This is a genomic window from Pseudomonas entomophila, assembly GCF_013523165.1.
GTDB lineage: Bacteria > Pseudomonadota > Gammaproteobacteria > Pseudomonadales > Pseudomonadaceae > Aquipseudomonas > Aquipseudomonas entomophila_A.
Map to the genome: position 1 here is coordinate 263,835 of NZ_JAAMQI010000001.1, position 25,110 is coordinate 288,944.

General features: G+C 63.2%; 27 protein-coding genes and 3 tRNA genes. 21 read left to right on the forward strand and 9 right to left on the reverse strand.

The annotated features are described in order from the left end of the window. Positions 1-78 precede the first annotated feature (78 nt). Together ahpF and G7Z99_RS01175 are read left to right on the forward strand one after the other, a co-directional pair. Positions 79-1,641: an alkyl hydroperoxide reductase subunit F gene (gene ahpF / locus G7Z99_RS01170; protein ID WP_181091258.1), complete on the forward strand. Its 1,563-nt coding sequence runs from the start codon at positions 79-81 to the stop codon at positions 1,639-1,641. 125 nt (positions 1,642-1,766) lie between these two features. Next, positions 1,767-1,958, forward strand: coding sequence for a hypothetical protein (locus G7Z99_RS01175; protein ID WP_181091260.1), 192 nt, complete (start codon positions 1,767-1,769; stop codon positions 1,956-1,958). A gap of 12 nt (positions 1,959-1,970) precedes the next feature. On the opposite strand, the gene G7Z99_RS01180 is transcribed toward G7Z99_RS01175, so the two are convergent. After that, entirely contained in the window at positions 1,971-2,633 is a 663-nt protein-coding gene (locus G7Z99_RS01180; protein ID WP_181091262.1) for a YceH family protein, read from the reverse strand. An 85-nt stretch (positions 2,634-2,718) separates the two neighbouring features. Continuing rightward, entirely contained in the window at positions 2,719-3,615 is an 897-nt protein-coding gene (gene nhaR / locus G7Z99_RS01185) for a transcriptional activator NhaR (RefSeq protein WP_181091264.1), read from the reverse strand. Between the two features lie 132 nt (positions 3,616-3,747). Between nhaR and G7Z99_RS01190 the strand changes: the two genes are divergently transcribed. The 3 genes from G7Z99_RS01190 (at position 3,748) to G7Z99_RS01200 (ending at position 5,604) form a co-directional block, all read left to right on the forward strand. Further along, positions 3,748-3,987: a hypothetical protein gene (locus tag G7Z99_RS01190; protein WP_181091266.1), complete on the forward strand. Its 240-nt coding sequence runs from the start codon at positions 3,748-3,750 to the stop codon at positions 3,985-3,987. Between the two features lie 27 nt (positions 3,988-4,014). Next, positions 4,015-4,767 (forward strand): TerC family protein, encoded by a 753-nt coding sequence (locus tag G7Z99_RS01195; RefSeq protein WP_181091268.1) that lies wholly within the window; start codon positions 4,015-4,017, stop codon positions 4,765-4,767. Between the two features lie 153 nt (positions 4,768-4,920). After that, positions 4,921-5,604 (forward strand): peptidase C39 family protein, encoded by a 684-nt coding sequence (locus G7Z99_RS01200; RefSeq protein ID WP_181091270.1) that lies wholly within the window; start codon positions 4,921-4,923, stop codon positions 5,602-5,604. 20 nt (positions 5,605-5,624) lie between these two features. On the opposite strand, the gene G7Z99_RS01205 is transcribed toward G7Z99_RS01200, so the two are convergent. After that, positions 5,625-6,908, reverse strand: coding sequence for an NAD(P)/FAD-dependent oxidoreductase (locus tag G7Z99_RS01205; RefSeq protein ID WP_181091272.1), 1,284 nt, complete (start codon positions 6,906-6,908; stop codon positions 5,625-5,627). A 211-nt stretch (positions 6,909-7,119) separates the two neighbouring features. Here G7Z99_RS01205 and G7Z99_RS01210 point away from each other — a divergent pair. The 4 genes from G7Z99_RS01210 to G7Z99_RS01225 all read left to right on the forward strand — a co-directional run bounded on the left by G7Z99_RS01210 (position 7,120) and on the right by G7Z99_RS01225 (position 8,707). Further along, positions 7,120-7,196 (forward strand) — tRNA-Val (locus G7Z99_RS01210). Positions 7,197-7,363: 167 nt separating this feature from the next. After that, a tRNA-Val gene (locus G7Z99_RS01215) sits at positions 7,364-7,440 on the forward strand. Positions 7,441-7,638: 198 nt separating this feature from the next. Further along, positions 7,639-8,208 carry an SPOR domain-containing protein gene (locus G7Z99_RS01220; protein WP_181091274.1) on the forward strand — a complete coding sequence of 190 codons (570 nt, stop codon included), beginning with the start codon at positions 7,639-7,641 and terminating at the stop codon, positions 8,206-8,208. A gap of 73 nt (positions 8,209-8,281) precedes the next feature. Then, a complete protein-coding gene (locus tag G7Z99_RS01225) occupies positions 8,282-8,707 on the forward strand; it encodes a bifunctional (p)ppGpp synthetase/guanosine-3',5'-bis(diphosphate) 3'-pyrophosphohydrolase (protein ID WP_181091276.1) in 426 nt (141 codons plus the stop codon). 3 nt (positions 8,708-8,710) lie between these two features. Here G7Z99_RS01225 and G7Z99_RS01230 read toward each other — a convergent pair whose 3' ends face one another. Beyond that, the gene (locus G7Z99_RS01230; protein ID WP_181091278.1) at positions 8,711-9,403 is read right to left on the reverse strand and encodes an endonuclease; all 693 of its coding nucleotides are present in this window, start codon (positions 9,401-9,403) and stop codon (positions 8,711-8,713) included. A 6-nt stretch (positions 9,404-9,409) separates the two neighbouring features. Beyond that, the gene (locus G7Z99_RS01235) at positions 9,410-9,652 is read right to left on the reverse strand and encodes a DUF1654 domain-containing protein (RefSeq protein WP_181091280.1); all 243 of its coding nucleotides are present in this window, start codon (positions 9,650-9,652) and stop codon (positions 9,410-9,412) included. A 293-nt stretch (positions 9,653-9,945) separates the two neighbouring features. On the opposite strand from G7Z99_RS01235, the gene G7Z99_RS01240 reads away from it, so the two are divergent. Next, positions 9,946-12,081, forward strand: coding sequence for a TonB-dependent siderophore receptor (locus tag G7Z99_RS01240; protein WP_181091282.1), 2,136 nt, complete (start codon positions 9,946-9,948; stop codon positions 12,079-12,081). 52 nt (positions 12,082-12,133) lie between these two features. Here the strand turns inward: G7Z99_RS01240 and G7Z99_RS01245 are convergent, their stop codons facing one another. Both G7Z99_RS01245 and G7Z99_RS01250 read right to left on the reverse strand, forming a co-directional pair. Beyond that, on the reverse strand, positions 12,134-13,225 hold the full coding sequence (locus G7Z99_RS01245) for an asparaginase (RefSeq protein ID WP_375139122.1): 1,092 nt from the start codon (positions 13,223-13,225) through the stop codon (positions 12,134-12,136). Between the two features lie 255 nt (positions 13,226-13,480). Next, positions 13,481-13,690 (reverse strand): hypothetical protein, encoded by a 210-nt coding sequence (locus tag G7Z99_RS01250; RefSeq protein WP_181091286.1) that lies wholly within the window; start codon positions 13,688-13,690, stop codon positions 13,481-13,483. A gap of 297 nt (positions 13,691-13,987) precedes the next feature. Here G7Z99_RS01250 and G7Z99_RS01255 point away from each other — a divergent pair, with 297 nt between their 5' ends. Then, positions 13,988-14,314 (forward strand): I78 family peptidase inhibitor, encoded by a 327-nt coding sequence (locus tag G7Z99_RS01255; protein WP_181091288.1) that lies wholly within the window; start codon positions 13,988-13,990, stop codon positions 14,312-14,314. Positions 14,315-14,432: 118 nt separating this feature from the next. Here G7Z99_RS01255 and G7Z99_RS01260 read toward each other — a convergent pair whose 3' ends face one another. Together G7Z99_RS01260 and G7Z99_RS01265 are read right to left on the reverse strand one after the other, a co-directional pair. Continuing rightward, on the reverse strand, positions 14,433-14,645 hold the full coding sequence (locus tag G7Z99_RS01260) for a cold-shock protein (RefSeq protein WP_003250656.1): 213 nt from the start codon (positions 14,643-14,645) through the stop codon (positions 14,433-14,435). Positions 14,646-14,803: 158 nt separating this feature from the next. Next, complete coding sequence (locus G7Z99_RS01265) at positions 14,804-15,106, reverse strand: hypothetical protein (protein ID WP_181091290.1); 303 nt, start codon at positions 15,104-15,106, stop codon at positions 14,804-14,806. A gap of 329 nt (positions 15,107-15,435) precedes the next feature. Between G7Z99_RS01265 and thrS the strand changes: the two genes are divergently transcribed. From thrS to G7Z99_RS01315, 10 genes are all read left to right on the forward strand, one after another. Then, positions 15,436-17,358 (forward strand): threonine--tRNA ligase, encoded by a 1,923-nt coding sequence (gene thrS / locus G7Z99_RS01270; protein ID WP_181091292.1) that lies wholly within the window; start codon positions 15,436-15,438, stop codon positions 17,356-17,358. Next, positions 17,358-17,909: a translation initiation factor IF-3 gene (gene infC / locus G7Z99_RS01275; protein WP_181091294.1), complete on the forward strand. Its 552-nt coding sequence runs from the start codon at positions 17,358-17,360 to the stop codon at positions 17,907-17,909. Before thrS ends, infC begins: the two co-directional genes overlap by 1 nt. A gap of 59 nt (positions 17,910-17,968) precedes the next feature. After that, a complete protein-coding gene (gene rpmI / locus G7Z99_RS01280) occupies positions 17,969-18,163 on the forward strand; it encodes a 50S ribosomal protein L35 (protein ID WP_008100408.1) in 195 nt (64 codons plus the stop codon). A 28-nt stretch (positions 18,164-18,191) separates the two neighbouring features. Then, on the forward strand, positions 18,192-18,548 hold the full coding sequence (gene rplT / locus G7Z99_RS01285; RefSeq protein ID WP_003250671.1) for a 50S ribosomal protein L20: 357 nt from the start codon (positions 18,192-18,194) through the stop codon (positions 18,546-18,548). A gap of 108 nt (positions 18,549-18,656) precedes the next feature. Beyond that, entirely contained in the window at positions 18,657-19,673 is a 1,017-nt protein-coding gene (gene pheS / locus G7Z99_RS01290) for a phenylalanine--tRNA ligase subunit alpha (RefSeq protein WP_181091296.1), read from the forward strand. Between the two features lie 33 nt (positions 19,674-19,706). Next, on the forward strand, positions 19,707-22,085 hold the full coding sequence (pheT, locus tag G7Z99_RS01295; protein WP_181091298.1) for a phenylalanine--tRNA ligase subunit beta: 2,379 nt from the start codon (positions 19,707-19,709) through the stop codon (positions 22,083-22,085). 3 nt (positions 22,086-22,088) lie between these two features. After that, positions 22,089-22,391, forward strand: coding sequence for an integration host factor subunit alpha (ihfA, locus tag G7Z99_RS01300; RefSeq protein ID WP_009394049.1), 303 nt, complete (start codon positions 22,089-22,091; stop codon positions 22,389-22,391). Beyond that, positions 22,372-22,728, forward strand: coding sequence for a MerR family transcriptional regulator (locus tag G7Z99_RS01305; RefSeq protein WP_060393187.1), 357 nt, complete (start codon positions 22,372-22,374; stop codon positions 22,726-22,728). Before ihfA ends, G7Z99_RS01305 begins: the two co-directional genes overlap by 20 nt. Before the next feature lie 103 nt (positions 22,729-22,831). Continuing rightward, positions 22,832-22,908, forward strand: a tRNA-Pro gene (locus G7Z99_RS01310). A gap of 499 nt (positions 22,909-23,407) precedes the next feature. Further along, positions 23,408-25,087, forward strand: a complete 1,680-nt coding sequence (locus G7Z99_RS01315) for a ShlB/FhaC/HecB family hemolysin secretion/activation protein (protein ID WP_258196913.1) — start codon at positions 23,408-23,410, stop codon at positions 25,085-25,087. The last annotated feature ends 23 nt before the right edge of the window (positions 25,088-25,110 follow it).

Consider the following 25,110-nt stretch of genomic DNA (forward strand, 5'->3'; position numbering starts at 1 on the left):
TCACCGCCCTGCAAAACGCCCGGGCGCTTGTGCCTGGGCGTTTTCATTTACAGCATTTGAAACAAGGAAATCGCCCGTATGTTGGACGCCACGCTTAAATCGCAACTCAAGACCTACCTGGAGCGGGTTACCCAGCCGATCGAGATCGTCGCCTCCCTCGATGACGGCGCGAAATCCCGCGAGCTGCACGACCTGCTGGTGGAAATCGCCGGCCTGTCGAACCTCATTACCCTGAGCGTGGACGGTGACGACGCCCGTCGCCCGTCGTTCTCGCTCAACCGCCCTGGGGCGGACATCGGCCTGCGCTTTGCCGGTATTCCCATGGGGCATGAATTCACTTCCTTGGTCCTGGCGCTGCTGCAGGTCGGCGGCCACCCCTCCAAGGCCAGCGCCGAGGTGATCGAACAGATCCGCGGGCTGCAGGGTGAATTCGTCTTCGAGACCTACTTCTCGCTGTCGTGCCAGAACTGCCCGGACGTGGTCCAGGCGCTGAACCTGATGGCCGTGCTCAACCCCAACATTCGCCACGTGGCGATCGATGGCGCGCTGTTCCAGGCCGAGGTCGAGTCGCGCAAGATCATGGCCGTGCCGAGCCTCTACCTCAATGGCGAACCGTTCGGCCAAGGCCGCATGGGCCTGGAAGAAATCCTCGGCAAGATCGACACCAGTGCCGGCAGCCGCCAGGCCGAGAAGATCAATGCCAAGGACGCCTTCGACGTGCTGGTCGTCGGCGGCGGGCCAGCCGGCGCTTCGGCGGCGATCTATGCCGCGCGCAAGGGCATCCGTACCGGTGTCGCAGCCGAACGCTTCGGCGGCCAGGTGCTCGATACCCTGGCGATCGAAAACTTCGTCTCGGTGCATGAGACCGAAGGGCCGAAGCTGGCCGTCGCGCTCGAAGAACACGTCAAGCAGTACGACGTCGACATCATGAACCTGCAGCGCGGCGAGGCGCTGATCCCCGCCGCCGAGGGCGGGCTGCACGAAGTCCGCCTGAACAGCGGTGCTTCGCTCAAGGCCAAGACCGTGATCCTGGCCACGGGCGCACGCTGGCGCGAGATGAACGTGCCAGGCGAACAGGAATACCGCGGCCGCGGTGTGGCCTACTGCCCGCACTGCGACGGCCCGCTGTTCAAGGGCAAGCGTGTGGCGGTGATCGGCGGCGGCAACTCGGGCGTGGAAGCGGCCATCGACCTGGCCGGCCTCGTCGCCCAGGTGACGTTGATCGAGTTCGACGGCCAGCTGCGTGCCGACGCCGTGTTGCAACGCAAGCTGCACAGCCTGCCGAACGTCAAGGTGATCACCAGCGCGCTGACCACCGAGGTGCATGGCAATGGCGAGAAGGTCACGGGCCTGAGCTACAAGGACCGCACCACCGAGACGGTGCATGCACTCGAGCTGGAAGGCATCTTCGTGCAGATCGGCCTGCTGCCCAACACCGACTGGCTCAAGGGCACGGTGGAGCTGTCGCCGCGTGGCGAGATCATCGTCGATGCCCGCGGCCAGACCAGCGTACCTGGGGTGTTCGCCGCCGGTGACGTGACCACCGTGCCGTACAAGCAGATCGTGATCGCCGTGGGCGAAGGCGCCAAGGCTTCGCTGGCCGCGTTCGACCACCTGATCCGCACGTCGGCACCGGCCTGAGCCGTCGCAGCCGCGTCATGCGCCAGGTGACGCGGCCTGTGACGGAAAAATCCGCTGACACGTTCCTGCAGGGCCCTTCCAGCCAGTGTCTATAGTCAACTAGACACCTGCCGGAGGGGCCCTGCATGCGTTTGATCAGCCGTGAACCCTGGTGGTTCGTGCCGCCACGACCGGGGCAGCAGGAGCACGAACTGCACTGGGGCTACCTGGAAATCTATGCCGATGGACGCGCCGTGTTCATCGACCAGCGCCCCAGCGAGCGTGAGCTGGCCGAACGCAAGAGCTGCCGGCATTTCCCTGAGCCGGACCCTGCCTAGCCCGACGGACGCTCAGCTTTCCCATTCGGCCAGGCGTGCTTCGAGCGCGGCGATGCGCGCTTCCAGCGCTTCGAAACGCTGCTCCGCCGCCAGGTCCGTGCCGCCTGCATGGCCCGTATTGCGCTCTGCGGCAGCGGTTTGACGCGCCTCGAGGATGGCCTCTGCCTCGGCAGGGTCGCCGAGCGCATGGGTGTAGCGATCTTCCCGCTGGCCGCCCTGACGCGGCAGGTGCACCGCCAGTTCACGTGACACCAGGCGCTCGACCTGATGTTGCACCTGTGCCAGGTCCTCGAACGGCTGCAGGCGGCTGCTGCGGGCCAGCAGTTCGCCAAGCGTCTGGGGGCCACGCAGGAACATCAGGCCCAACAGCACCAACTGGGCCGGCACCAGCTCCAGCGCCTTGTCGACACGCTGCTCCCAGCGATCGGCCCGGTTACCCATCTGCAACCGGGTCAGCCCCTGGCTTTCCAGGGCGCGCAGGGCCTGGCCGACCTGGCCGGCGGTGAGGTTCATCACCGGCTCGCGGCTGGTCTTCTGGTTGCAGGCCAGTACCAGGGCATTGAGGGTGAGCGGGTAGGTCTCGGGGCTGCTCGCCTGCTTTTCGATCAAGGCACCCAGGACGCGGATCTCGACAGCGTTGAAGCGTGCGGCACTGGCATTTTCAGGTGCTGACATGGTCCGGTCTCATGGTCAAGGAAGTGCCCAAGCCTAGGGGTGTCCCGGTCTCAAGACAAGCTGAAAGACCGGGTGAGACACGTCGCTACCAGTTGAACAGTTCGCGCCGCGCGCCTTCGGTGATGGCCAGGATCCCAGGGTGCTTGACCTTGCGCTCCACCGAGATGGCATAGAACGACTCACGCACCGCTTCGGTTTGCCCGATCAGTTGCACGTCGCCGTGACGGCAGACCTCTTCGGCGATGACGCTGGGTGCGATGAACAGGCCGCTGCCGGACTGACCGAAGGCCTGCATCAAGGCACTGTCGTCGAACTCGCCGATGATCCGGGGTTGCACGCGTTGCTCGCCGAGCCAGCGCAACAGCCGGTTACGGACCATGGTCTCCTGGCCAGGGATCAACAGCGGCGCGTCCTGCAGGCAGGCAGGGAAGGGCGCGGTCAGCCGTGCCGCGAGCGCCGACGTGGCGAAGAAACTCAGCCCGCACTCACCGAGCTTCTGGCTGTAGCCCTTGATGTCCAGATGGCTCGGCATCGGGCTGTCGGAAATCACCAGGTCCAGGCGCTGGATGGCCAGGTCGGCCAGCAGGCGTTCGAGCTTGTCTTCCCGGCAACTGATGCGCAGCGGACTGTCCAGCTCCATGGTCGGCGCGAGCAGGCGGTAGACGATGGACTTGGGCACCACGTCGGCCACCCCGACCCGGAACAGGATCTGCTGCTCGTCGGGACGCGCACGCAGCATGGCCTCCAGTTCGCTGCCGATCTGAAACATCTGTTCGGCATAAGCCAGCGTCCGACGCCCCTGCTCGGTCAGCTCGAGCTGGCGCCCGACGCGCTGAAACAGTTCGATGCCGTAGGTCTGCTCGAGCAGGGTGAGCTGGCCGCTGATGGTCTGCGGCGTCAGGTTCAGGTGTTCGCTGGCGCGCGTGACGCTGCCGGTACGAGCGACGACCCAGAAGTAGTGCAGTTGGCGATAGTTGAGCATGAGGCGCGTGCGGATTCGGAAAACCCGAAGTATAACCCGTTTAAATACGAATTTTACTGAACGATGCGGCGTTCTAGAATCCCTGCATCATGCGCCTGGAGCGCAATCTGAACAGGAATCGACGAGGCTTTCATGCTTGACTTCAAATCGATCGGCACACCGCTGGTGGTGTGCATCGCCCTGCTGACCATGAGCGGTTGCGACGAGGCCCGGCAATCGACGCGCCAGGCGCTCGACCAGGCCGCCGAATCGGCCAAGTCGGTCATCGACAAGACCAACGAGGTGGCGCAGCAGGCGTTGGACGAGGCGATGGGGCCGGCCGATACGCCACGCCAGAGCGCCGAAGACACCCGTGACACCCAAGACATCTGACCCTTTCACCTGACGCAGGAATGATTCATGGAATACTTGCTGGAACTCGCCTCGAGCCCCACCGCCTGGGTCGCGCTCGCCACGCTGGTGGCGATGGAGATCGTCCTGGGTATCGACAACCTGATCTTCATCTCTATCCTGACCAACAAGCTGCCGGAGGCGTATCGTTCCAAGGCGCGGCGCATCGGTATCAGCATGGCACTGGTCATGCGCCTGGCCCTGCTCAGCACCGTGGCCTGGATCGTGCAGTTGACCGAGCCGGTGTTCGAGGTGTTCGGCCATGCATTTTCCTGGAAGGACATGATCCTGATCGCCGGTGGCCTGTTCTTGCTGTGGAAGGCGACCAAGGAAATCCATGAAAGCGTCGACCCCCATGGCGCCAAGGAAGAGGCCAAGGTCGGCCACACCGTGACCATCGGGTTCGCCTCGGCGATCGGGCAGATCCTGATCCTGGACATCGTGTTCTCCATCGACAGCATCATCACCGCCGTGGGCATGACCGAGCACCTGCCGATCATGATCATCGCCGTGATCAGCGCCGTGCTCGTGATGCTGCTGGCCGCCGACCCCCTGGCCAAGTTCATCAACGACAACCCGACCGTGGTCATGCTGGCCCTGGGCTTCCTGATCATGATCGGCATGACCCTGATCGCCGAAGGGTTCGGTGCCCATGTACCGAAGGGCTACGTCTACGCGGCGATGGCATTCTCCACCGCGATCGAGGTGCTCAACATCATGGCGCGCCGCGCCAGGATGAAGAAGGAGCTCGGGCAGGGGTGATCCGGACCTGACCGCTCAACGTGCTGGAGCCCCTGTGGGGGCTTCAGGCGTTTCTGGAGCCAGGGGGCGGCGTACCTGTACGGCTGGCCTTGCTAGGCCTATGATCGGGGCGCTCTGTCTTTCACCCGCCCTGATTTCTGCAAGTGAGCGCTCATGCCATCGATCTTCCTCCGACCGCCTGCCTTTTCCCGTCGTTTCCTGGCCGTGTGCGTGACAGCGGCACTGCTGGCCGGGTGCGCCGGCCAGCCTCCCGCCATGCCTGCAGGGTTGGCGCAGCGTGTCGAGATCGGCAGCGTGCCGTTCTATCGCGGGTATGCCAATCACAGTGGCGCCATGGCGCTGGCGGCGTTGCTCACTCAGCAGGGCGTGCAGATCACCCCGGGCATGCTCGACGTGCCGCTGGGTTTGCCTGAGGCGGCGGATCGGTTGCAGACGCGCATCCCGCCCGTGGCCCGTGACCATGGCCTGGTCGTCTACCCGCTCGACCCGCGCCTGGAGGCACTGCTGACCCAGGTCTCGGCAGGCAATCCGGTGTTGCTCAGCTACCGCGAAGGCATGGCGTGGTGGGGCGAGCCACGCTATGCGCTGCTGATCGGCTATGACCGCTACAAGCGTCACGTGCTGCTGCGCTCAGGCATGAACCGCCGGCAGCTGATGGACTTCGACGACTTTGCCCAGGCATGGGCGAAGGAGGGGAGCTGGGCAGTGCTGGTGCAGCCACCGACGCAACCGGCCGCGCAGGTCGATCGGCAGCGCTGGCTGCAGGCCGCCGACGAGCTGGCGCGCGCCGGTCAGGAACGGGCTGCGCGACAGGCGGTCGACAGCCTGGACCGGTGACCGGCAGCCCGGAGGGCCTGTCAGAAGCCCAGGCGGTCACGCAGGCTGTAATACCAGGCGCCCAGGGCGCTGAACGGCACACGCAGCGCCTGCCCACCGGGGAACGGGTAGTGCGGCAGGCCTGCGAAGGCATCGAACCGTTCGGCCTGGCCGCGCAGCGCCTCGGCCAGGACCTTGCCGGCCAGGTGCGTGTAGGTCACGCCGTGACCACTGCACCCTTGCGAGTAGTAGATGTTGTCGCCCAGGCGACCAACTTGCGGCAGGCGTGACAAGGTCAGCAGGAAGTTGCCGGTCCAGGCGTAGTCGATCTTCACCTGCTTGAGCTGCGGGAAGGCCTTGAGCAGCTTCGGCCGAATGATCGCTTCGATGTTTGCCGGATCACGGGCGCCATAGACCACGCCACCGCCGAAGACCAGGCGCTTGTCCTGGGTCAGGCGATAGTAGTCGAGCAGGTAGTTGCAGTCTTCGACGCAGTAGTCCTGGGGCAGCAGGCTGCGTGCCAGCGCCTCGCCCAGCGGCTCGGTGGTGATCACCTGCGTGCCGCAGGGCATGGACTTGGCGGCCAGCTCTGGCACCAGATTGCCCAGGTAGGCGTTGCCGGCGACGATGATGAACTTGGCGCGCACCTTGCCCTGAGGCGTGTGCACGACGGGGCTGGCGCCACGGTCGATGCGCACCGCCGGGCTCTGCTCGTAGATCGTGCCGCCGAGCGACTCGACCGCGGCCGCTTCGCCCAGGGCCAGGTTGAGCGGGTGAAGATGGCCGCCGCTCATGTCCAGCATGCCGCCGATGTAGTTCTCGCAGGCGACGACCTCGCGGATCCGGCGCTGGTCGAGCAGCTCCAGTTGCGTATGACCGTAACGTTCCCACAGCCGCTTCTGCGACTCCAGGTGGCCCATCTGCTTGGGGGTGAGCGCGGCGAACACGCCGCCGTCCTTCAGGTCGCACTGGATGCCGTAGCGCGCCACGCGATCACGGATGATGCGCGCGCCCTCGAACGCCATGTCACCCAGCAGCTTGGCCTGCTGAGGGCCGACGCTGCGCTCGATGACGTCGATGTCGCGGCTGTAGCTGTTGACGATCTGACCACCGTTGCGGCCCGAAGCGCCGAAACCGACGCGAGCGGCCTCGAGCACGGTGACCTTGAAGCCATTCTCCAGCAGGAACAGGGCGCTGGACAGGCCGGTGTAGCCAGCGCCGATGATGCACACGTCAGTCTCGACTTCGCCCTGCAGCGCCGGGCGTGCCGGTGCTGGATTGGCCGAGGCGGCATAATAGGAGTGGGGGTAGGAAGTCGTGGCCATGCGGCAGCACCTCGTGTTTTATATTTTTAACGGATGCGCTGATGCTATCAATAATAATAAACGCATGCTAGCGGCCTGTTAAAAATTCCTGACGGCGGGCGAGCCGTGAGCGAGCGCGATGGCAGACTCATAAAAGAGCGAAGATTCAGTGGCTTAGCGAAAAAACCGGTTGACACCCCCGAGCAAGTGCGTAGAATGCGCCCTCATCGACAGGCACATAGCTCAGTTGGTTAGAGCACCACCTTGACATGGTGGGGGTCGTTGGTTCGAGTCCAATTGTGCCTACCAAATCGAAAAGAGGGGCGATCCGAAAGGGTCGCCCTTTTTTTGCGCGCGCTTTTCGAGAAAGGCGCCGCTGTGCACGCGGGTGTGAGCACGCATGCAAAGTTTCTGATTTTTTTGAAGAAAACGCTTTACAAGGTCAGGGCGCACTCGTAATATGCGCGCCACACGACAGGCACATAGCTCAGTTGGTTAGAGCACCACCTTGACATGGTGGGGGTCGTTGGTTCGAGTCCAATTGTGCCTACCAAATTTAAAAGGGCGATCTACACAGATCGCCCTTTTTTATTGTCTGCCAAAACGCCTTCGAGCGGCTGCGGCCTTGTGTCGCAAGGTCCGCTCTGACCGCCGGTGCGCACTGGCCTGAGCGTCGTGCCACTTCGGGCACGCCCCTGACGAGGCGGTCGGCCGTGTTAGAATCGTCCGCTTCTGAACGGGAGATGATGGCGTGCGCAAACTGGCAGTGGTAATGGCGGTGCTGGCTCTGGCTGGCTGTGACAACGAAGTCGAAGGCGTGCACAAGCGGGTCGCTGAAAGCCTCACACGGCCTGACACGGCAAAGTTCGCCAACGTGCGGATCTCCCCGGAAGGCACCATCTGCGGCCAATTCCGTGGCAAGGACCAGGCCGGCCAGTACGAGGCCTACCGCAGCTACGTCGCCATCAAGCAGGGCAGCGACTACCAGATCATCGTCGATGAGTCGGGCAACGACCTGCGCATCCGTGAGGTGTGTGGCGGTGCCGACCTGCAACGCCGCGCCGACGCGCTGGCCGATCAGCCGGCGCCCGAAGGCTGGGACGTCGAAGTCGTCCAGGGTGCCAACATGGGCGCCATGACCGACATGACCGCGCGCCTGCTGGAAAAAGGCATCCCCTCGTCGGTCGAGTATCGCAACGGCAAGCCGGTGGTGCTGATGGGGCCATTCCCGAGCAAGGCCGAGGCCGAAGCGCGCAAGACCGACGTCATGGCCAGGCTGGGTACCGACTCGGTGGTCATCCAGCACGGTGTCGCACGCTGATGTGACGGGAGTATTGGCGCCGACCTCGCTGTCACAGCTATGCTCAATTGCAGAGGCTGCGCGGGAGGGCCACATGTCTACCTTGGAGCGGGCGATCGCCTTGGCGGCCCAGGCCCATGAGGGGCAATACGACAAAGGCGGCAATGCCTACATTCTTCACCCGCTGCGGGTGATGTTGCGCGTGTCGACGCCGGAGCAGCGCATCGTCGCCGTGCTGCACGATGTGCTGGAAGACACGCCGACCACCCTGGCCGACCTGGCACGCCAGGGGTTTTCGCTGAAGATCCTGGCGGCCGTGCATGCCTTGAGCCGTCGTCAGGGCGAGCCGTACCTGGACTTCGTGGTGCGCGTCGGCGATGACCCCCTGGCTCGCGTGGTCAAGCTGGCCGACCTGGCCGACAACAGCGACATGTCCCGCATTCCTTATCCGGGGCCGGACGACATCGCCCGGATGGCCAAGTACAACGAGGCGAGCGCCTACCTCAGTACGCTGGCCTGATGCTCAGCGGCAGGCGCCCAGGTCCACGGGGCCGACGAAGGGATTGCCGTGGCCCATCAGGCAGGCCACGCGCTGGTTGCGCTGTCGCTCCCACGGCTGAACCGGGTAGGTCTTGTCCCAGGCCTCGAGCAGCTGGCGGTCCTGTTTCGACAGGCGCAGGTCGTAACGCTGACTCATGTAGAAGTGCGTACGGGCGATCATGCCGCGGATCGACGGCCGCGGCATCACGCGGCGTGCCTTGAAATCCACCTGGGTCAGGCATTGGCCATACTGGCCATGCTTTTCGGGCAGCCAGCCAAAGCTGTAGTTGCTGCGGTCCCCATTCACCTCGCCGATGCTGGGCACCAGGTTGTGCAGGTCGGCCTCGGCTCGCCGGAACACGTCGTCGCTGCGGGCGCAGTGCTTTCGCCCGCCGTGCTGCCAGCACTGGCGCTGATGGCCGATCTGCCAGGCCGAGACGATGTGCTCCCATTCGATACGTGCGGCCCGCTGGGAATTCTTGCGCGGCGTGTACCCGCAGGTGCGCGGGTCGACCTTGTTGCCGTTGTACTTGCAACCGCAGTAGAACTCCGTGGATTGCGGCGCATACAGCGTCCAGGCGAGCTTCTTCGCCTCCTGGAACGTGCGGGGCGCTTCGGCATGGGCGTGGGGCAGGGCGAGCAGCACGCCTGCCAGGGTGAAAAGCAACGCTCTCATGGTCGGTCAGTCTTCCTGCGGCACGGTCCAGAACAACTGCACGCCACCGTCGTCGCGGTGGGCGATGGTCACGTTGTCGTTCTCGGCGATCTCGTCGAGCAGCGTCAGCCAGTCTTCGGGTGCTTCGTGCTCGAGCCGGTAGATCAAGGCCGCACGGCTGCGCTGGGCGGCCGGGCTGTTGATGATCTTCTGGATGCGCGTTCCCAGCAGCGCAAAACTCGAGGGGGTGGCAGGTGCAGGGCTGGGCATGACGGTGTCCTTGGTGGGCTGTATGCGCGTACAGTATTTGACTGTAGGGCATTTCGCAACTCACCGTAAGGCTCTTTAACCCTAGTGGCGGATAAAGTCGACACCGTCTCGTGCCTGAGCGGCCTTGTCTCGAAATGAAGGGGTCGAGGTCGGTGGTTGGCCTGTTACGGAAACGGCAAAGGTTTATCGTTCGATTTGTAAAAATAACCATTGCCAATGCGAATTATTTCCACATAGGATTCGCACGCTCCCAGACCCCTCCGGGTTTTCCCACTTTCAGGATTCTTCTATCGATGCGCCGCTCGATCGTCTCGCTGTGCCTGCTGCATGCCTTACCCTCTCTGGCCCTGGCCGAGACTCCTGTCACGCCATCGGCCAGCATCGAGCTGGGTGCGGTGAACATCGAGGCTGACGCCTCCGACTGGCAGACTGCCGATGGCCCGGTGCAAGGCTACAAGGCCGAGCGCTCTGCCAGCGCCACGCGCACCGATACCGCGCTGCACGAGACGCCCCAGTCCGTCAGCGTGGTGCCCCGGGATGTGCTGAAGGACACCTCCGCCACTCGCCTGCAGGAGGGGCTGGACTATGCCGGCGGCGTGGGGCGGGCCAACAACTTCGGCGGCCAGGGCCTGACCACCTTGACCGTCCGCGGCTTCACCACGGGCGAGTTCTACCGCAACGGGTTCCCCATCAACCGTGGCTATCCCAACGCGCCGGATGCCAACACCGTGGAGCGTCTCGAGGTGATCCGCGGGCCGGCGAGCACCCTGTACGGCCGAGGCGATCCGGGAGGCACCTTCAACATCGTCAGCAAGCAGCCGCAGCTCGATGACAAGGTCACCGTGGGCAGCCAGATCGACGACCAGGGCTTGCGCCGCGCCACGCTCGACGCCACCGGCGCGCTCACGCAGGACGGTGCCCTGGCCTATCGGCTGAACGTCCTGGGCGAGGGCGGCGAGAGCTTTCGCGATGACGTGGACAGCGAGCGTTACGGTGTGACGCCGGTGCTCAGCTGGCAGGTCGATGACGCCACCCGGATCGTCTTCGAGGGTGACTTCATGCGCAACAATCACCCGCTGGACCGGGGTCTGACGCGCTTGCCCAGGCAGGCTGGCACGGCCTCGCGTGACACCAATGTGTGGGAGAAGGGCAGTGACAACCTGCTGCACAACGACAACGACATGGCGCAGCTGCGCTTCGAGCACCGGCTCGATGACGACTGGACCCTGGCCGGCGGCCTGCAGTGGCTGGACGGCTCGCTCAAGGGCAATGCCGTGGAGGCCAACGGGCTGCAGGCTGATGGACGTACCCTGGGGCGCAACTTCAACTACCGCGAACTGGAATGGACCAGCCGTGACTACCAGCTCAACCTGACCGGGCATTTCGACACGGCGGGCCTGTCGCACACACTGCTGACGGGGCTCGAGTACGAAGACTACGACTACAGCTCGATCATCCTGCGATCGGCAGGCGGCGCGGCTGCTTATCCGGTCGATCTGTTCAACCCTGTGCTGGGGCAGCCACGGCCTGCACTGACGCGTACGACGACCCACGATCGAGAAAACCTCAAGACCTGGGCGGCCTTCGCGCAAGACCAGGTCGCGTTGACCGAGCGGCTCAAGGCGCTGGCCGGGGTGCGCTTCGAGCGCTTCGAGCACGACTACGACGACAAGCTCAGCAACGCGCGTGACTTCTCCAATGGGCAGAATGGCGTGACGCCGCGCGTGGGCCTGATGTACGACCTGACCGAGACCCTCGCGCTTTACGGCACCGCTTCGCGCTCGTTCAAGCCCAACAGTGGCACCAGCCTGCAAGGCGGCGGGTTCGACCCGGAAAAGGGCAAGTCCTACGAGATCGGCCTGAAGTGGGAAAGCCTCGACCGTCGTCTGAGCGTCGATGCCGCGGTGTACCACACGGTCAAGGAAAACGTGCTGACCCGCGATCCGAACGATCCGACCGGCACCTACAGCGTGGCGGCAGGCGAAGTGCGCAGCCGTGGGTTCGACCTGAACATCGCCGGCAACATCACCCCCGAGTGGCGAATGATCGGTGGCTATGCCTACGTCGATGCCGAGGTGACGCGCGACAACACCCTGGCGCGCGGCACGCGCCTGGCGAACATTCCACGCAACACCTTCAGCCTGCTGAACACCTACGAGTTCCAGGAAGGCGCGGCGAAAGGGCTGGGGTTGGGGGTGGGGTTCAAGCATGTGGACGATCGTGCCGGGCAGACGGCGGTCTCGACCTACACCATGGATCAGTACAGCGTGGTGGATCTGCTGAGCTTCTACACGGTCAACGAGCACGTGCGGCTGAACCTGGACGTGAAGAACGTCTTCAATACACGCTATGACGAGGGTGCTTTCAACACCTATGTGTACCCAGGCGCACCGCGCACCGTGCAGGCGGGTGTTTCCTACACGTTCTGATCGAACGGTGTGAGCGAGAGGGCCGCCTGGGCCCTCTCGTCAGGCGGGGCGTTTAGTATTCCCAGAAGATCCGCTGCAGCTCTTTGCTGTCCTGGGTCTTGGTCATGGCGACCATGGCCAGGATGCGGGCCTTCTGCGGGTTCAGGTCGTGGGCCACGACCCAGTCGTTCTTGTCGTCCGGCTGCTCGGCGTTACGCAGGACGAAGCCGCCCTGGTTGACGTGCGAAGAACGGATGATCTGTACGCCGTTCTTGCGCAGCTCCTGCAGGGCCGGTACCACGCGGGAGGACACCGAGCCGTTGCCGGTGCCGGCATGGATCAGCGCCTTGGCGCCGTTCTGGGCCAGGGCCTTGTACGCCGTGTCGGTCACGTTGCCATAGCCGTAGGCGATGTCCACCTGGGGCAGGCTGCTGATCTGCTTGATGTCGAATTCCGAATTGACGGTATGGCGCTTGGCGGGCAGGCGGAACCAGTACGACTTGCCTTCCACGACCATGCCCATCGGGCCCCAGGCGCTCTTGAACGCTTCGGTCTTGATGTTGACCGACTTGCTCACGTCGCGGCCCGACTGGATTTCGTCGTTCATGGTCACCAGGACGCCCTTGCCGCGCGACTGCTTGTCGCTGGCCACGGCCACGGCGTTGTACAGGTTCAGCATGCCATCGGCGGACATGGCCGTGCCTGGGCGCATCGAGCCGACCACCACGATCGGTTTCTCGGTCTTTTCCACCAGGTTCAGGAAGTAGGCGGTCTCTTCCAGCGTGTCGGTGCCATGGGTGATGACGATGCCGTCGACGTCCGGGCTGTCGGCCAGTTCGGCGACGCGTTTGCCCAGCTGCAGCAGGTTGTCGTTGCTGATGCTTTCCGAGGCGATCTGCATCACCTGCTCGCCACGCACCTTGGCCAGGTTGCCCAGCTCCGGTACGTCCGCGATCAGCTTGTCGACGCCTACCTTGGCCGCCTGATAGGTGGCGCTGTTGGCAGTGCTGGCGCCGGCACCGGCGATGGTGCCGCCGGTGGCCAGGATCACGACATTGGCCAGGGCCTGCTGCTGCTTGGCCTCTTCGGCGCTGACATGGGCTGGCAAGGCCAGCATCAGTGCAAGGGCACTGGGGATAAAGGTCTTCATGGCGACATGGATCATTATTGTTCTCGCTCTTCCTAATGAGGTGGGCTGTATTGCCCGACAAAGTCAGGCAGTTTTCGTACCAACCTGGTCGGATCGGCTGATGGCACACCTGATGGCCAGTCGAGGAGCGCAAGGCCAGGTCGTCATGCGGAGATGGGGCGCACAAGTGTTCGGTGCACCGAACGAGTCATGGGGGGTCTCGTTCGGTTTCTCGTGCGGGCGCGGGCATGGGTCGCTTCACGCGCCTGGTCTGGTGTCACGTGCGCACGATCACAGGGCAGGGTCCTGCGCGGTCATGGCGCGTGGGGCATGGCGTTCGAGCACCTGTTCGGTGAAAGTCCGGGCCGCCTGACCACCTAGGTCGCGCACCAGCAGGTCGATCGCGATCAACAGCAACTCCTCGGGCGTACTGGGGCTGTAGGCGCTCTGGCCTTCGGACCACTTGACCTTGATGTCGGCATCAATGCTGTGACGGCTCATGGGCGGCCTCGTGGCGTGAGGGGCATGGACGGGCAGCGGGCGTTCGTCTCCTCGATGAGCGGGGCGGGCCGAGGCCCTGGGAGGGTGAGAATGCATGGGGTAGGCATGGTGAACTCTGCGGCATGGGCATGAAGGTCTGAGCGGGCCTGACGGCCGTGCCGTTTCGAGGGCGTAAGATTCGGTCACGATTGCATTGGGCCAGCCTGTGCGGATTTAAGGCACACTCGACAGGTTTTGCAACAAACGCTTGATGGCACTGTCGCATTAGGCAGCCAATGTGATCGATTAGGAGGATCCATGTTTCATACTCGCGCTTCCCTGGCGACCTTGCTGGTAGCCGCAGTTCTGGCCGGTTGCAGCACGGGGGGCACTTCGGATGATCGTGGCGCCTCGCCTGCGCCTGCAGCGGCCGACAACGGTGGACGCTGCTCGGCCAGCGGTGCCGATTTCGCCATGGGCAAGCCTGCCAGCGCCGACCTGCTGGAGCAGGCGCGCAAGGCCAGCGGCGCCCAGTACGCGCGCATTCTCAAGCCCGATGACAGGGTGACGCTGGAGTACCGTTCCGAGCGCCTGAACCTGAACGTGGATCAGCAGGGTGTGGTGAACCGCGTCAATTGCGGTTGAGCGCCCTTGGCGGGGGCGGGGCAGCGGGCCAGGACGGCCCGGTCTGACGCCGCGGTGTGCACAACGCCCATAAAAAAACCCGCCGGAAGGCGGGTTTTTTTACAGCGGTAAGCCCGAATTACTCCGGACGAACCTGTGCAGCCTGCATGCCCTTCTGACCACGTTCGGCAACGAACGAAACGGTCTGGCCTTCTTTCAGGCTCTTGAAGCCGTCGGATTCGATGGCCTTGAAGTGAACGAACAGGTCGTCGCCGCCGCCTGCTGGGGTGATGAAGCCGTAGCCTTTTTCATCATTGAACCATTTGACGGTGCCTTGTTGGCGATTGGACATGGGTGAATCTCCGGAATCTTGAAATTTTCAGTAGTGCGATGTGGCCGAGGCTACAGACTGCACGAGCCACATCATAGTCTAATTCTGCGCGTGTCGCGTCAATTACCTTCGCACAATCGTGATCCAGGGCAAAAGAACGCCGGATCCTGTACGAAATGTCAGCGTGCAGCGCATGCCTTGGCCACGACGGCCTGGGCTTTTTCCATCAGCTTGGCATCGACGCCTTGCTTGCTGTCGAGCTGTTCGATCTCTTTGGTGCTGAAGTTCTTCTCGATCGCCGTGGCGCCGCACTCGCAGTGCTGCTTGGCCGCAGCGGCATCCAGTCCTTTGCTGCTCGCGACCTGGGTACATTGAGCCATGTAGGCGTCTTTCTTGCCGGCTGGCCACGATTCGGCGTGGGCTGCCAGGGGCAGCATCAGGGCACCTGCCGCGGTCAGGGCCAGAAGAGACTGAAATCGCATAACCGTTAACTCCTTCGGTAAGGTCTCATCAAGAGTAGGGTGGTTCCGGCATTGTGACGGGCAATCGCTCCCACAAGTTCACCGCCAGCCTTCGATTCCCAAATATTCATAGGGTGGCCTGGCAGGTCGTGCTAGCATGGCCGGCTCACGACAGGCCTGACCGGCCTCGTCGTCACTCTTCCAGTCACTCTGGTTCGACCCTGGCAGGCTCAACGGCTTCTGCCACTGTGAGGCAGGCTTTCCCGAGGGAAAGGCAGGGCGGATCTTGTACTGGCTCATCCCAACCCACGTGACCTTTGGTAGGGGTCACCACTAGGAGAGGAGGCGCCATGCCCGTAATCACTCTTCCCGACGGCAGTCAACGGTCCTTCGAACAGGCCGTCAGCGTTGCCGACGTCGCAGCATCCATCGGCGCAGGCCTGGCCAAGGCCACCCTGGCCGGCAAGGTCGACGGCAAGCTGGTCGACGCCTGCGACCTGATCGACCACGACGCCACGCTGCAGATCATCACGGCGAAGGACCAGGAGGGGCTGGAGATCATCCGCCACTCCTGTGCCCACCTGATCGGTCATGCGGTCAAGCAGTTGTACCCGACCGCCAGGATGGTCATCGGCCCGGTGATCGACGAAGGCTTCTATTACGACATCGCCTACGAGCGCCCCTTCACCCCTGAAGACCTAGCTGCCATCGAAGCGCGCATGCGTCAGCTGATCGACACCGACTACGACGTGGTCAAGAAGATGACCCCGCGCGCCGAGGTCATCGACGTGTTCGCCAGCCGTGGCGAAGACTATAAGCTGCGCCTGGTCGAAGACATGCCGGACGAACAGGCCATGGGCCTGTACTACCACGAAGAATACGTCGACATGTGCCGTGGTCCGCACGTGCCGAACACCCGTTTCCTGAAGGCGTTCAAGCTGACCAAGCTGTCCGGTGCCTACTGGCGCGGCGATGCCAAGAACGAGCAGCTGCAGCGTGTCTATGGCACCGCCTGGGCCGACAAGAAGCAGCTGGCGGCCTACATCCAGCGCATCGAGGAAGCCGAGAAGCGCGATCACCGCAAGATCGGCAAGCAGCTCGACCTGTTCCACCTGCAGGAAGAAGCGCCGGGCATGGTGTTCTGGCACCCGGCCGGCTGGACGGTGTACCAGGTGCTCGAGCAGTACATGCGCCAGGTCCAGCGTGACAACGGCTACCTCGAGATCAAGACGCCGCAGGTGGTCGATCGCGTGCTGTGGGAGCGTTCCGGCCACTGGTCCAACTATGCCGAGAACATGTTCACCACCTCGTCGGAAAGCCGCGACTTCGCCGTCAAGCCGATGAACTGCCCGTGCCACGTGCAGGTGTTCAACCAGGGCCTGAAGTCCTACCGCGACCTGCCGCTGCGTCTGGCCGAGTTCGGTGCTTGCCACCGCAACGAGCCGTCCGGTGCCCTGCACGGCATCATGCGCGTGCGTGGCTTCACCCAGGACGACGCGCACATCTTCTGCACCGAAGATCAGGTCAAGAAGGAAGCCGCCGACTTCATTCGCCTGACGCTCGACGTCTACAAGGACTTCGGGTTCACCGACGTCGCCATGAAGCTCTCGACCCGTCCCGCCAAGCGCGTCGGTTCCGAAGAGTTGTGGGACCGCGCCGAGAGCGCCTTGGCCGATGCCTTGAACGAATCGGGCCTGGAGTGGGAATACCAGCCGGGCGAGGGTGCGTTCTACGGGCCGAAGATCGAGTTCACCCTGCGCGATTGCCTGGGCCGTAACTGGCAGTGCGGCACGTTGCAGTACGACCCGAACCTGCCCGAGCGCCTGGACGCCAGCTACATCGCCGAGGACAACAACCGTCGTCGCCCCGTGATGCTGCACCGCGCCATCCTCGGATCGTTCGAACGTTTCATCGGCATGCTCATCGAACACTACGCCGGTGTGTTCCCTGCCTGGCTGGCGCCAACTCAGGCGGTGATCATGAATATCACCGACAAACAGGCCGATTTTGCCCTTGACGTGGAAAAAACTCTGAATTCCAGCGGATTCCGTGCCAAGTGCGACTTGAGAAATGAGAAGATCGGCTTTAAAATCCGCGAGCATACCTTGCTCAGGGTCCCGTATCTTTTGGTTATAGGGGACCGCGAGGTCGAAACGCAAACCGTCGCTGTGCGGACTCGTGAAGGTGCGGACCTGGGTTCCATGCCCGTCACCCAGTTCACCGAGCTCCTGGCGCATGCGGTTTCCCGGCGTGGTCGCCAAGAATCGGAGTAATGACTATTAAGCGTGATATGAGAAACGATAAACGAGCTGCCCCGAAGGCCCCGATCAACGAGAATATCTCGGCACGCGAGGTTCGGTTAATTGGCGCGGATGGCGAGCAGGTTGGCATCGTCTCGATCGATGAAGCGCTTCGTATCGCTGAAGAAGCGAAGCTGGATCTGGTAGAAATTTCTGCAGATGCCGTACCCCCTGTCTGCAAGGTCATGGACTACGGCAAGCACCTCTTCGAGAAGAAGAAGCAGGCCAACGAGGCCAAGAAAAATCAGAAGCAGATCCAGATCAAAGAAATCAAGTTTCGTCCAGGGACGGAGGAAGGGGATTACCAGGTAAAACTACGCAACCTGGTACGTTTCCTTAGTGAAGGGGACAAGGCCAAGATCTCTCTGAGATTCCGTGGTCGTGAGATGGCCCACCAGGAGCTGGGCATGGAGCTGTTGAAGCGGGTCGAAGGTGACCTCGTGGAATACGGCACCGTCGAGCAGCATCCTAAGATGGAAGGACGCCAGCTGATGATGGTCATCGCCCCCAAGAAAAAGAAATAACCACCAGGGCACGGCAGGCCTTGCGGTTATGTTTATCCACTCAATGCGGAGTTCCGAACATGCCAAAGATGAAAACCAAAAGCGGTGCAGCGAAGCGTTTCTTGAAAACCGCTTCCGGCTTCAAGCACAAGCACGCTTTCAAGAGCCACATCCTGACCAAAATGTCGACCAAGCGTAAGCGTCAATTGCGTGGTAGCAGCTTGCTGCACCCGTCCGACGTCGCGAAAGTCGCGCGCATGCTGCGCGTTCGTTAATTCTGGTCAACGATAGAGGAAGTTACTCATGGCTCGTGTAAAGCGTGGCGTCATCGCTCGTAAGCGTCACAAGAAAATCCTGAAACTGGCTAAAGGCTACTACGGTGCACGCTCGCGCGTGTTCCGCGTTGCCAAGCAGGCTGTCATCAAGGCGGGTCAATACGCCTACCGTGACCGTCGCCAGAAGAAGCGTCAGTTCCGCGCACTGTGGATCGCTCGTATCAACGCTGGTGCCCGCACTAACGGTCTGTCCTACAGCCGTCTGATCGCTGGCCTGAAAAAAGCGTCGATCGAAATCGACCGCAAGGTTCTGGCCGATCTGGCAGTGAACGAAAAAGCGGCGTTTGCTGCGATTGTCGAGAAAGCTAAAGCCGTTCTGGCTTAAGTACCCACGACAATCACCCGGCGGCGTTCGCGACGTCGGGTATTGAACGTCATCGATAGGGGAAGAGCCTGTAAAGCTCTTCCCCTATTTCGTATCTGGAGTCTGTACATGGAAAACCTGGATGCGCTGGTCTCCCAAGCCCTGGAGGCCGTGGAGCGCGCTGAAGACATCAATGCCCTGGAGCAGATCCGGGTTCACTACCTCGGCAAGAAAGGCGAGCTGACCCAGGTGATGAAGACCCTGGGCAACCTGCCGGCCGACGAGCGACCGAAGGTCGGGGCGCTGATCAACGACGCCAAGGAGCGCGTCACCGTCGTGCTCAACGCCCGCAAGGCCGCGTTCGAAGAGGCCGCCCTGAGCGCGCGCCTGGCCGCCGAGTGCATTGATGTAACCCTGCCAGGCCGTGGCCAGACCACCGGTGGCCTGCACCCGGTCACCCGTACCCTCGAGCGCATCGAGCAGTTCTTCACCCGCATCGGCTACGGCATCGCCGAAGGCCCCGAGGTCGAAGACGACTACCACAACTTCGAAGCGCTCAACATCCCCGGCCACCACCCGGCGCGGGCGATGCACGACACCTTCTACTTCAACGCGAACATGCTGCTGCGCACGCACACCTCGCCGGTGCAGGTGCGCACCATGGAGTCCAGCCAGCCGCCGATCCGTATCGTCTGCCCGGGCCGCGTGTACCGTTGCGACTCGGATATCACCCATTCGCCGATGTTCCATCAGGTCGAGGGCCTGCTGGTCGATCGCGACATCAACTTCGCCGACCTCAAGGGCACCATCGAAGAGTTCCTGCGGGTGTTCTTCGAGAAGGAGCTGGCCGTGCGTTTCCGGCCTTCGTTCTTCCCCTTCACCGAGCCGTCCGCCGAAGTCGACATCCAGTGCGTGATGTGTTCAGGCAAGGGCTGCCGCGTCTGCAAGCAGACCGGCTGGCTGGAAGTCATGGGCTGCGGCATGGTGCATCCGAACGTGCTGCGCATGTCCGGCATCGACCCGGAAGAGTTCCAGGGCTTCGCCTTTGGCATGGGGGCCGAGCGCCTGGCCATGCTGCGTTACGGCGTCAACGATCTGCGTCTGTTCTTCGACAACGACCTGCGGTTCCTCGCGCAATTCCGCTAGGCCCGTACCCGACGCATATTCCAGGAGAACAGCATGAAATTCAGTGAACAGTGGCTGCGCGGTTGGGTCAACCCGCAGGTTTCCCGCGACGAGCTGGTCGCTCGTCTGTCGATGGCCGGTCTGGAGGTCGACAGCGTGACCCCGGCGGCGGGCCAGTTCAGCGGTATCGTGGTCGGCGAAGTGCTGGCCACCGAGCAACACCCGGACGCCGACAAGCTGCGCGTCTGCCAGGTCAGCAACGGCAGCGAGACCTTCCAGGTCGTCTGCGGCGCGCCCAATGTGCGCCCGGGCCTGAAGATCCCGTTCGCCATGATCGGCGCCGAGCTGCCCGGCGACTTCAAGATCAAGAAAGCCAAGCTGCGCGGTGTCGAGTCCTTCGGCATGCTGTGCTCGGCGGCCGAGCTGCAGATCAGCGAAGAGAACGATGGCCTGCTCGAACTGGCTGCCGACGCGCCCGTGGGCGAGGACCTCCGTGCCTACCTGAACCTGGACGACGCCAGCATCGAAGTGGACCTGACCCCCAACCGCGGCGACTGCCAGTCGCTGGCCGGTCTGGCCCGCGAGGTCGGTGCGCTGTACGGCGCGCCGGTCAGCCGCATCGAGGTGCCTGCGGTCGCCGTCGCGCACGATGAGGTCCGCCCGGTCGAGGTGCTTGCGCCGCATGCCTGCCCGCGCTACCTGGGGCGGGTGATCCGCAATGTCGACCTGTCCCGCCCGACGCCGCTGTGGATGGTCGAGCGGCTGCGCCGCAGCGACGTGCGCAGCATCGATGCGGCCGTGGACATCACCAACTACGTGATGCTCGAACTCGGTCAGCCCCTGCACGCCTTCGATCTGGCCGAAATCAACGGCGGCATCCGTGTGCGCATGGCCGAAGCCGGTGAGAAGCTGGTCCTGCTCGACGGTCAGGAAGTCAGCCTGCGCCCCGACACGCTGGTCATCGCTGACCATGCCCGCGCCCTGGCGATCGCCGGCGTGATGGGTGGCGAGCACAGCGGCGTCAGCGCCGGCACCCGCGACCTGTTCCTGGAAAGCGCCTTCTTCGACCCGATCGCCATTGCCGGCAAGGCCCGTTCCTACGGCCTGCACACCGATGCGTCGCACCGCTTCGAGCGTGGTGTCGACTCGCACCTGGCACGCGAAGCCATGGAGCGCGCGACGGCCCTGGTGCTGGAGATCGTCGGCGGCGAGCCGGGCCCGATCATCGAGAGCGTCAGCCAGCAACACCTGCCGTCGGTCGCACCGATCACCCTGCGCGCCGAGCGCATCGACCAGATGCTCGGCATGCAGATGCCGGCCGACCAGGTCGAGCAACTGCTCAACGCCCTGGGCCTGACGACTCGCGCGAGCGGGGCAGGGCAGTGGACCGTCGAGGTGCCCAGCCACCGCTTCGACATCAGCCTGGAAGTGGACCTGATCGAAGAACTGGCCCGCCTATACGGCTACAACCGCCTGCCCGTGCGTTACCCGCAGGCCCGCCTGGCCCCGCAGGCACGTGGCGAAGCACGCAGCGAGCTGCCGACCCTGCGTCGCCTGCTGGTCGCCCGCGGCTACCAGGAAGCGATCACCTACAGCTTCATCGATCCGAAACTGTTCGGGCTGTTCACGCCAGGGGTCGAGCCCCTGCTGCTGGCCAACCCCATTTCCAGCGACATGGCCGCCATGCGCGCTTCGCTATGGCCCGGTCTGGTCAAGGCCGTCCAGCACAACCTCAACCGTCAGCAGGATCGCGTGCGTTTGTTCGAAAGCGGGCTGCGTTTCGTCGGTCAGCTGGGTGAACTCAAGCAACAACCCATGCTGGCAGGCGTGGTCACCGGCAGCCGTCTGCCCGAAGGCTGGGCCAACGGACACGATGCGGTGGACTTCTTCGACGTCAAGGCCGATGTCGAGGCCGTGCTCGGTCATGCCGGTGCTCTGGACGCCTTCACGTTCGTGCCAGGCAAGCACCCGGCGCTGCACCCGGGCCAGACGGCACGTATCGAGCGTGACGGCCAGGAAGTCGGCTACCTCGGTGCTCTGCACCCGGAGCTGGCCAAGACCCTGGGTCTGGAGCGTCCGGTGTTCGCCTTCGAACTGATCCTGGGCGAAGTGGCCGAAGGTCGCCTGCCGACCTTCAGCGAGCTGTCGCGCTTCCCCGAAACGCGGCGCGACCTGGCCTTGATCGCCGGTCGCGACGTCTCGGCCAGCGCCGTGCTCGACACGATCCGCGCACACGCGGGCGAGTGGCTGACCGACCTGCGGTTGTTCGACGTGTATCAAGGCAAAGGCATTGATCCGGATCGAAAAAGCCTGGCGGTCGGCTTGACCTGGCAGCATCCATCGCGCACTCTTAATGACGATGAGGTGAACGCCACCTTGCAGACAATCCTCACCTCGCTCGAACAAGGGTTGAACACCACGTTAAGGAAATAGCGTATGGGTGCTCTGACGAAAGCTGAGATGGCTGAAAGGCTGTACGAAGAGCTGGGTCTGAACAAGCGCGAAGCCAAGGAGCTGGTCGAACTCTTCTTCGAAGAGATTCGACACGCGCTGGAAGACAACGAGCAGGTCAAGCTGTCCGGGTTCGGCAACTTCGACCTTCGTGACAAACGCCAGCGGCCGGGCCGCAACCCCAAGACAGGGGAAGAGATCCCGATCACCGCTCGCCGAGTCGTCACCTTTCGTCCAGGGCAGAAGCTGAAGGCCCGGGTTGAGGCCTATGCTGGAACCAAGCCATAACGACGAGCTGCCGCCCATACCCGGCAAACGCTACTTCACCATTGGTGAAGTCAGCGAGCTCTGCGCGGTCAAGCCCCACGTGCTGCGGTACTGGGAGCAGGAGTTCCCGCAGCTCAACCCGGTCAAGCGACGTGGCAACCGGCGGTATTACCAGCGCCAGGACGTGCTGATGATCCGCCAGATCCGTGCCTTGTTGTACGAGCAGGGCTTCACCATCGGCGGTGCGCGGTTGCGCATGTCCAGTGACGAAGCCAAGGAAGATTCTTCCCAGTACAAGCAGATGATTCGGCAGATGATCGTCGAATTGGAGGATGTGCTGGGGGTCTTGAAGAAGTGACCCGGTGAGGGGTGAAAGTTTTTTGAAAAAAAGCTTTCACTTATCAGATGGTTAGGGTACATTTCTCAACGCTTTCAGAGGTTTTGGAAGCGGTTGTACTTGTCGGGGCGTAGCGCAGCCCGGTAGCGCACTTGCATGGGGTGCAAGGGGTCGAGTGTTCGAATCACTCCGTCCCGACCAACTAATCCCAATGATTAAGCCACCTCCGGGTGGCTTAATCATTTCTAGGCATAGTGACTTTTCGAGTAACTTCGCTTTTTCCTCATCCAGTCCTCCTCTTCAGTGTGCGTGATTTTCCCGTGCTACACCTACTTTCTCTTCAGCATCGTCAGAATCGATCCACGGCGTGCGAGGCTCGCATGTAGGTGACCAACAGGGCTTTTACTCTTTGCATGGCGGGCGGTCTGTTTCAGGCGGACCCTCATTCACCCTGTAGGCAGGCAGCGCGGTCATAGAGCCGACGTAGTCGACGGACCTGTGCTGTACGTCACATCTTCGCGCGCTCCAGATCCATCGCGTGACCTCCAAGGAATTTTCCATCGAAGAAGCGGTCCATCTCACCGCGCTCAAAGATGATGGCAGATAGCTGGCATTGCCAGCATCGCTGCTACCTTGATACCCCGCGTTCATCTGCCGTATTACAAATGAAATCTCTATGCCTGTTTCTACAAGGATGTGGATGGCCCCCACTGTGGGGCTGCTGGTCTTCGCAGCCTGCGTCTCCGTCCATGCCGCAACCCCTGGCGAACAAGACCTGATCCGCGACCGGCAGGACCGCCTGCTCGAGCAGCAGCGCCGCCGTCTGCAGGAACTGCAGGACCTGCCCGGCAAACAGGTCACCCCATCCGCGCCCGAAACGCCTGCCGACACCCGCTGCTTCGACATCGAGCGTATCGAACTGCAAGGTGCCAAGGCGCTGTCCAGTGCCGAACGCCAGGCACTGATCGCGCCTTATCAAGGCAAGTGCCTGGGCGTGTCGCAGCTCAACGAACTGCTCAAGGCCATCACCGACCACTACCTCGACAAGGGTTGGGTCACCACCCGCGCCTACCTGCCGCAACAAGACCTCTCCACAGGTCGGCTGGACGTGCTGGTGATCGAAGGCACGCTGGAAAAGCTGCGCAGCGACGCAGATGGCGGCCTGACCGAGCGTGAGCTGGCGATGGCGTTCCCGGGTGAAGAAGGCCAGCCTCTCGACCTGCGCGACATCGAGCAGATGGTCGATCAACTCAACCGCCTGCCGTCCAACCGCGTGCGCATGGAGCTGTCGCCCGGACAGAACGTCGGCGGCAGCGACGTGCGGGTACGCAACGAGGCCGACAAGCCCTGGCGCGCCTACCTCTCACGCAACAACGACGGCCTGCGCAGTACCGGCGAGCAGCAGTGGAACGCCGGCCTGGAGTGGGACAGCCCGTTGGGCCTGGCCGACCAGTTCAGCGTGCGCGGTGGTCACGATGCGGTCAGCGACCACCAGCGTAGCTCGCGCAACGGCCTGCTGGCGTACAGTGTTCCCTGGGGCTGGTGGACGTTCAGCTATTTCTACAGCGAAAGCCGCTACCGCTCGCACCTCGACGTGCAAGGCAGCACGCTCAAGCAGGACGGCGACAGCCAGACCCATCAGTTCAATGCCGAGCGGGTGATCCACCGCGATACCCTGAGCAAGACCTCGGTCAGCCTGGGTCTGGCGCACATCCGCACCAACAACTTCTTCGACGACACCAAGCTGGCCCTGAGCAGCAACCGCATCAGCGAAGCGCAGGTGGGCCTCAACCACGGCCGACGCATCGGCTCGGCGTTCGTCAACCTCGACCTGGGCATGCAGCAGGGTATCGGCCTGTTCGACGCCCAGGGCAGCCACGATCCAGGCCCGGGCGAGGCCGATGCGCGCTACCGCAAGTACACCGGTACCCTCAGCTACCTGCAGCCGTTCGAGCTGTGGGGCGAGCGCTTAGCGTTCACCAGCCTGGCCACCGGCCAGCGCAGCGAGGACGTGCTGTACAGCCCGCAGCGCCTCAGCCTGGGTGGGTCGTCATCGGTGCGCGGGTACAAGGACCAGTTTCTGGCCGGCGACAGCGGTGGCTACTGGCGCAACGAACTGCGCTGGACCCGTCCGGTCACCCTCGACGCATTGCGCCCGGTGCTTGGGGAATACGGCGTCGCTCTGGGTTACGACCAGGGGGTGATCCGCAACGACCGCTACAACGGCGACGAACACGGCCGCCTGAGCAGCCACTCGCTGGAGCTGTTCGCCCGCGGCGAGCATGTCGCGGCTGCGGTCACCTTTGCCCATTCCCTGGAACGTCCGGACGTGCTCGACCGTGAAGCACCGATCTACTTCCGCCTGGATTTCTATCTTTAACGACGTTGTTCCGAGGTTGACCA

Bases quoted from the DNA above. Each gene is read 5' to 3' on its own strand.
- nhaR (WP_181091264.1), bottom strand. From the start codon at position 3,615: ATGCTCAACTATCGCCAACTGCACTACTTCTGGGTCGTCGCTCGTACC.
- pheS (WP_181091296.1), top strand. From the start codon at position 18,657: ATGGAAAACCTGGATGCGCTGGTCTCCCAAGCCCTGGAGGCCGTGGAG.
- ahpF (WP_181091258.1), top strand. From the start codon at position 79: ATGTTGGACGCCACGCTTAAATCGCAACTCAAGACCTACCTGGAGCGG.
- G7Z99_RS01205 (WP_181091272.1), bottom strand. From the start codon at position 6,908: ATGGCCACGACTTCCTACCCCCACTCCTATTATGCCGCCTCGGCCAAT.
- G7Z99_RS01245 (WP_375139122.1), bottom strand. From the start codon at position 13,225: ATGATCCATGTCGCCATGAAGACCTTTATCCCCAGTGCCCTTGCACTG.
- rpmI (WP_008100408.1), top strand. From the start codon at position 17,969: ATGCCAAAGATGAAAACCAAAAGCGGTGCAGCGAAGCGTTTCTTGAAA.
- G7Z99_RS01235 (WP_181091280.1), bottom strand. From the start codon at position 9,652: ATGCCCAGCCCTGCACCTGCCACCCCCTCGAGTTTTGCGCTGCTGGGA.
- G7Z99_RS01265 (WP_181091290.1), bottom strand. From the start codon at position 15,106: ATGCGATTTCAGTCTCTTCTGGCCCTGACCGCGGCAGGTGCCCTGATG.
- G7Z99_RS01315 (WP_258196913.1), top strand. From the start codon at position 23,408: ATGGCCCCCACTGTGGGGCTGCTGGTCTTCGCAGCCTGCGTCTCCGTC.
- G7Z99_RS01240 (WP_181091282.1), top strand. From the start codon at position 9,946: ATGCGCCGCTCGATCGTCTCGCTGTGCCTGCTGCATGCCTTACCCTCT.
- G7Z99_RS01255 (WP_181091288.1), top strand. From the start codon at position 13,988: ATGTTTCATACTCGCGCTTCCCTGGCGACCTTGCTGGTAGCCGCAGTT.
- rplT (WP_003250671.1), top strand. From the start codon at position 18,192: ATGGCTCGTGTAAAGCGTGGCGTCATCGCTCGTAAGCGTCACAAGAAA.
- G7Z99_RS01260 (WP_003250656.1), bottom strand. From the start codon at position 14,645: ATGTCCAATCGCCAACAAGGCACCGTCAAATGGTTCAATGATGAAAAA.
- G7Z99_RS01305 (WP_060393187.1), top strand. From the start codon at position 22,372: ATGCTGGAACCAAGCCATAACGACGAGCTGCCGCCCATACCCGGCAAA.
- G7Z99_RS01175 (WP_181091260.1), top strand. From the start codon at position 1,767: ATGCGTTTGATCAGCCGTGAACCCTGGTGGTTCGTGCCGCCACGACCG.
- thrS (WP_181091292.1), top strand. From the start codon at position 15,436: ATGCCCGTAATCACTCTTCCCGACGGCAGTCAACGGTCCTTCGAACAG.
- G7Z99_RS01250 (WP_181091286.1), bottom strand. From the start codon at position 13,690: ATGAGCCGTCACAGCATTGATGCCGACATCAAGGTCAAGTGGTCCGAA.
- G7Z99_RS01190 (WP_181091266.1), top strand. From the start codon at position 3,748: ATGCTTGACTTCAAATCGATCGGCACACCGCTGGTGGTGTGCATCGCC.
- ihfA (WP_009394049.1), top strand. From the start codon at position 22,089: ATGGGTGCTCTGACGAAAGCTGAGATGGCTGAAAGGCTGTACGAAGAG.
- infC (WP_181091294.1), top strand. From the start codon at position 17,358: ATGACTATTAAGCGTGATATGAGAAACGATAAACGAGCTGCCCCGAAG.
- G7Z99_RS01180 (WP_181091262.1), bottom strand. From the start codon at position 2,633: ATGTCAGCACCTGAAAATGCCAGTGCCGCACGCTTCAACGCTGTCGAG.
- G7Z99_RS01200 (WP_181091270.1), top strand. From the start codon at position 4,921: ATGCCATCGATCTTCCTCCGACCGCCTGCCTTTTCCCGTCGTTTCCTG.
- G7Z99_RS01230 (WP_181091278.1), bottom strand. From the start codon at position 9,403: ATGAGAGCGTTGCTTTTCACCCTGGCAGGCGTGCTGCTCGCCCTGCCC.
- pheT (WP_181091298.1), top strand. From the start codon at position 19,707: ATGAAATTCAGTGAACAGTGGCTGCGCGGTTGGGTCAACCCGCAGGTT.
- G7Z99_RS01225 (WP_181091276.1), top strand. From the start codon at position 8,282: ATGTCTACCTTGGAGCGGGCGATCGCCTTGGCGGCCCAGGCCCATGAG.
- G7Z99_RS01195 (WP_181091268.1), top strand. From the start codon at position 4,015: ATGGAATACTTGCTGGAACTCGCCTCGAGCCCCACCGCCTGGGTCGCG.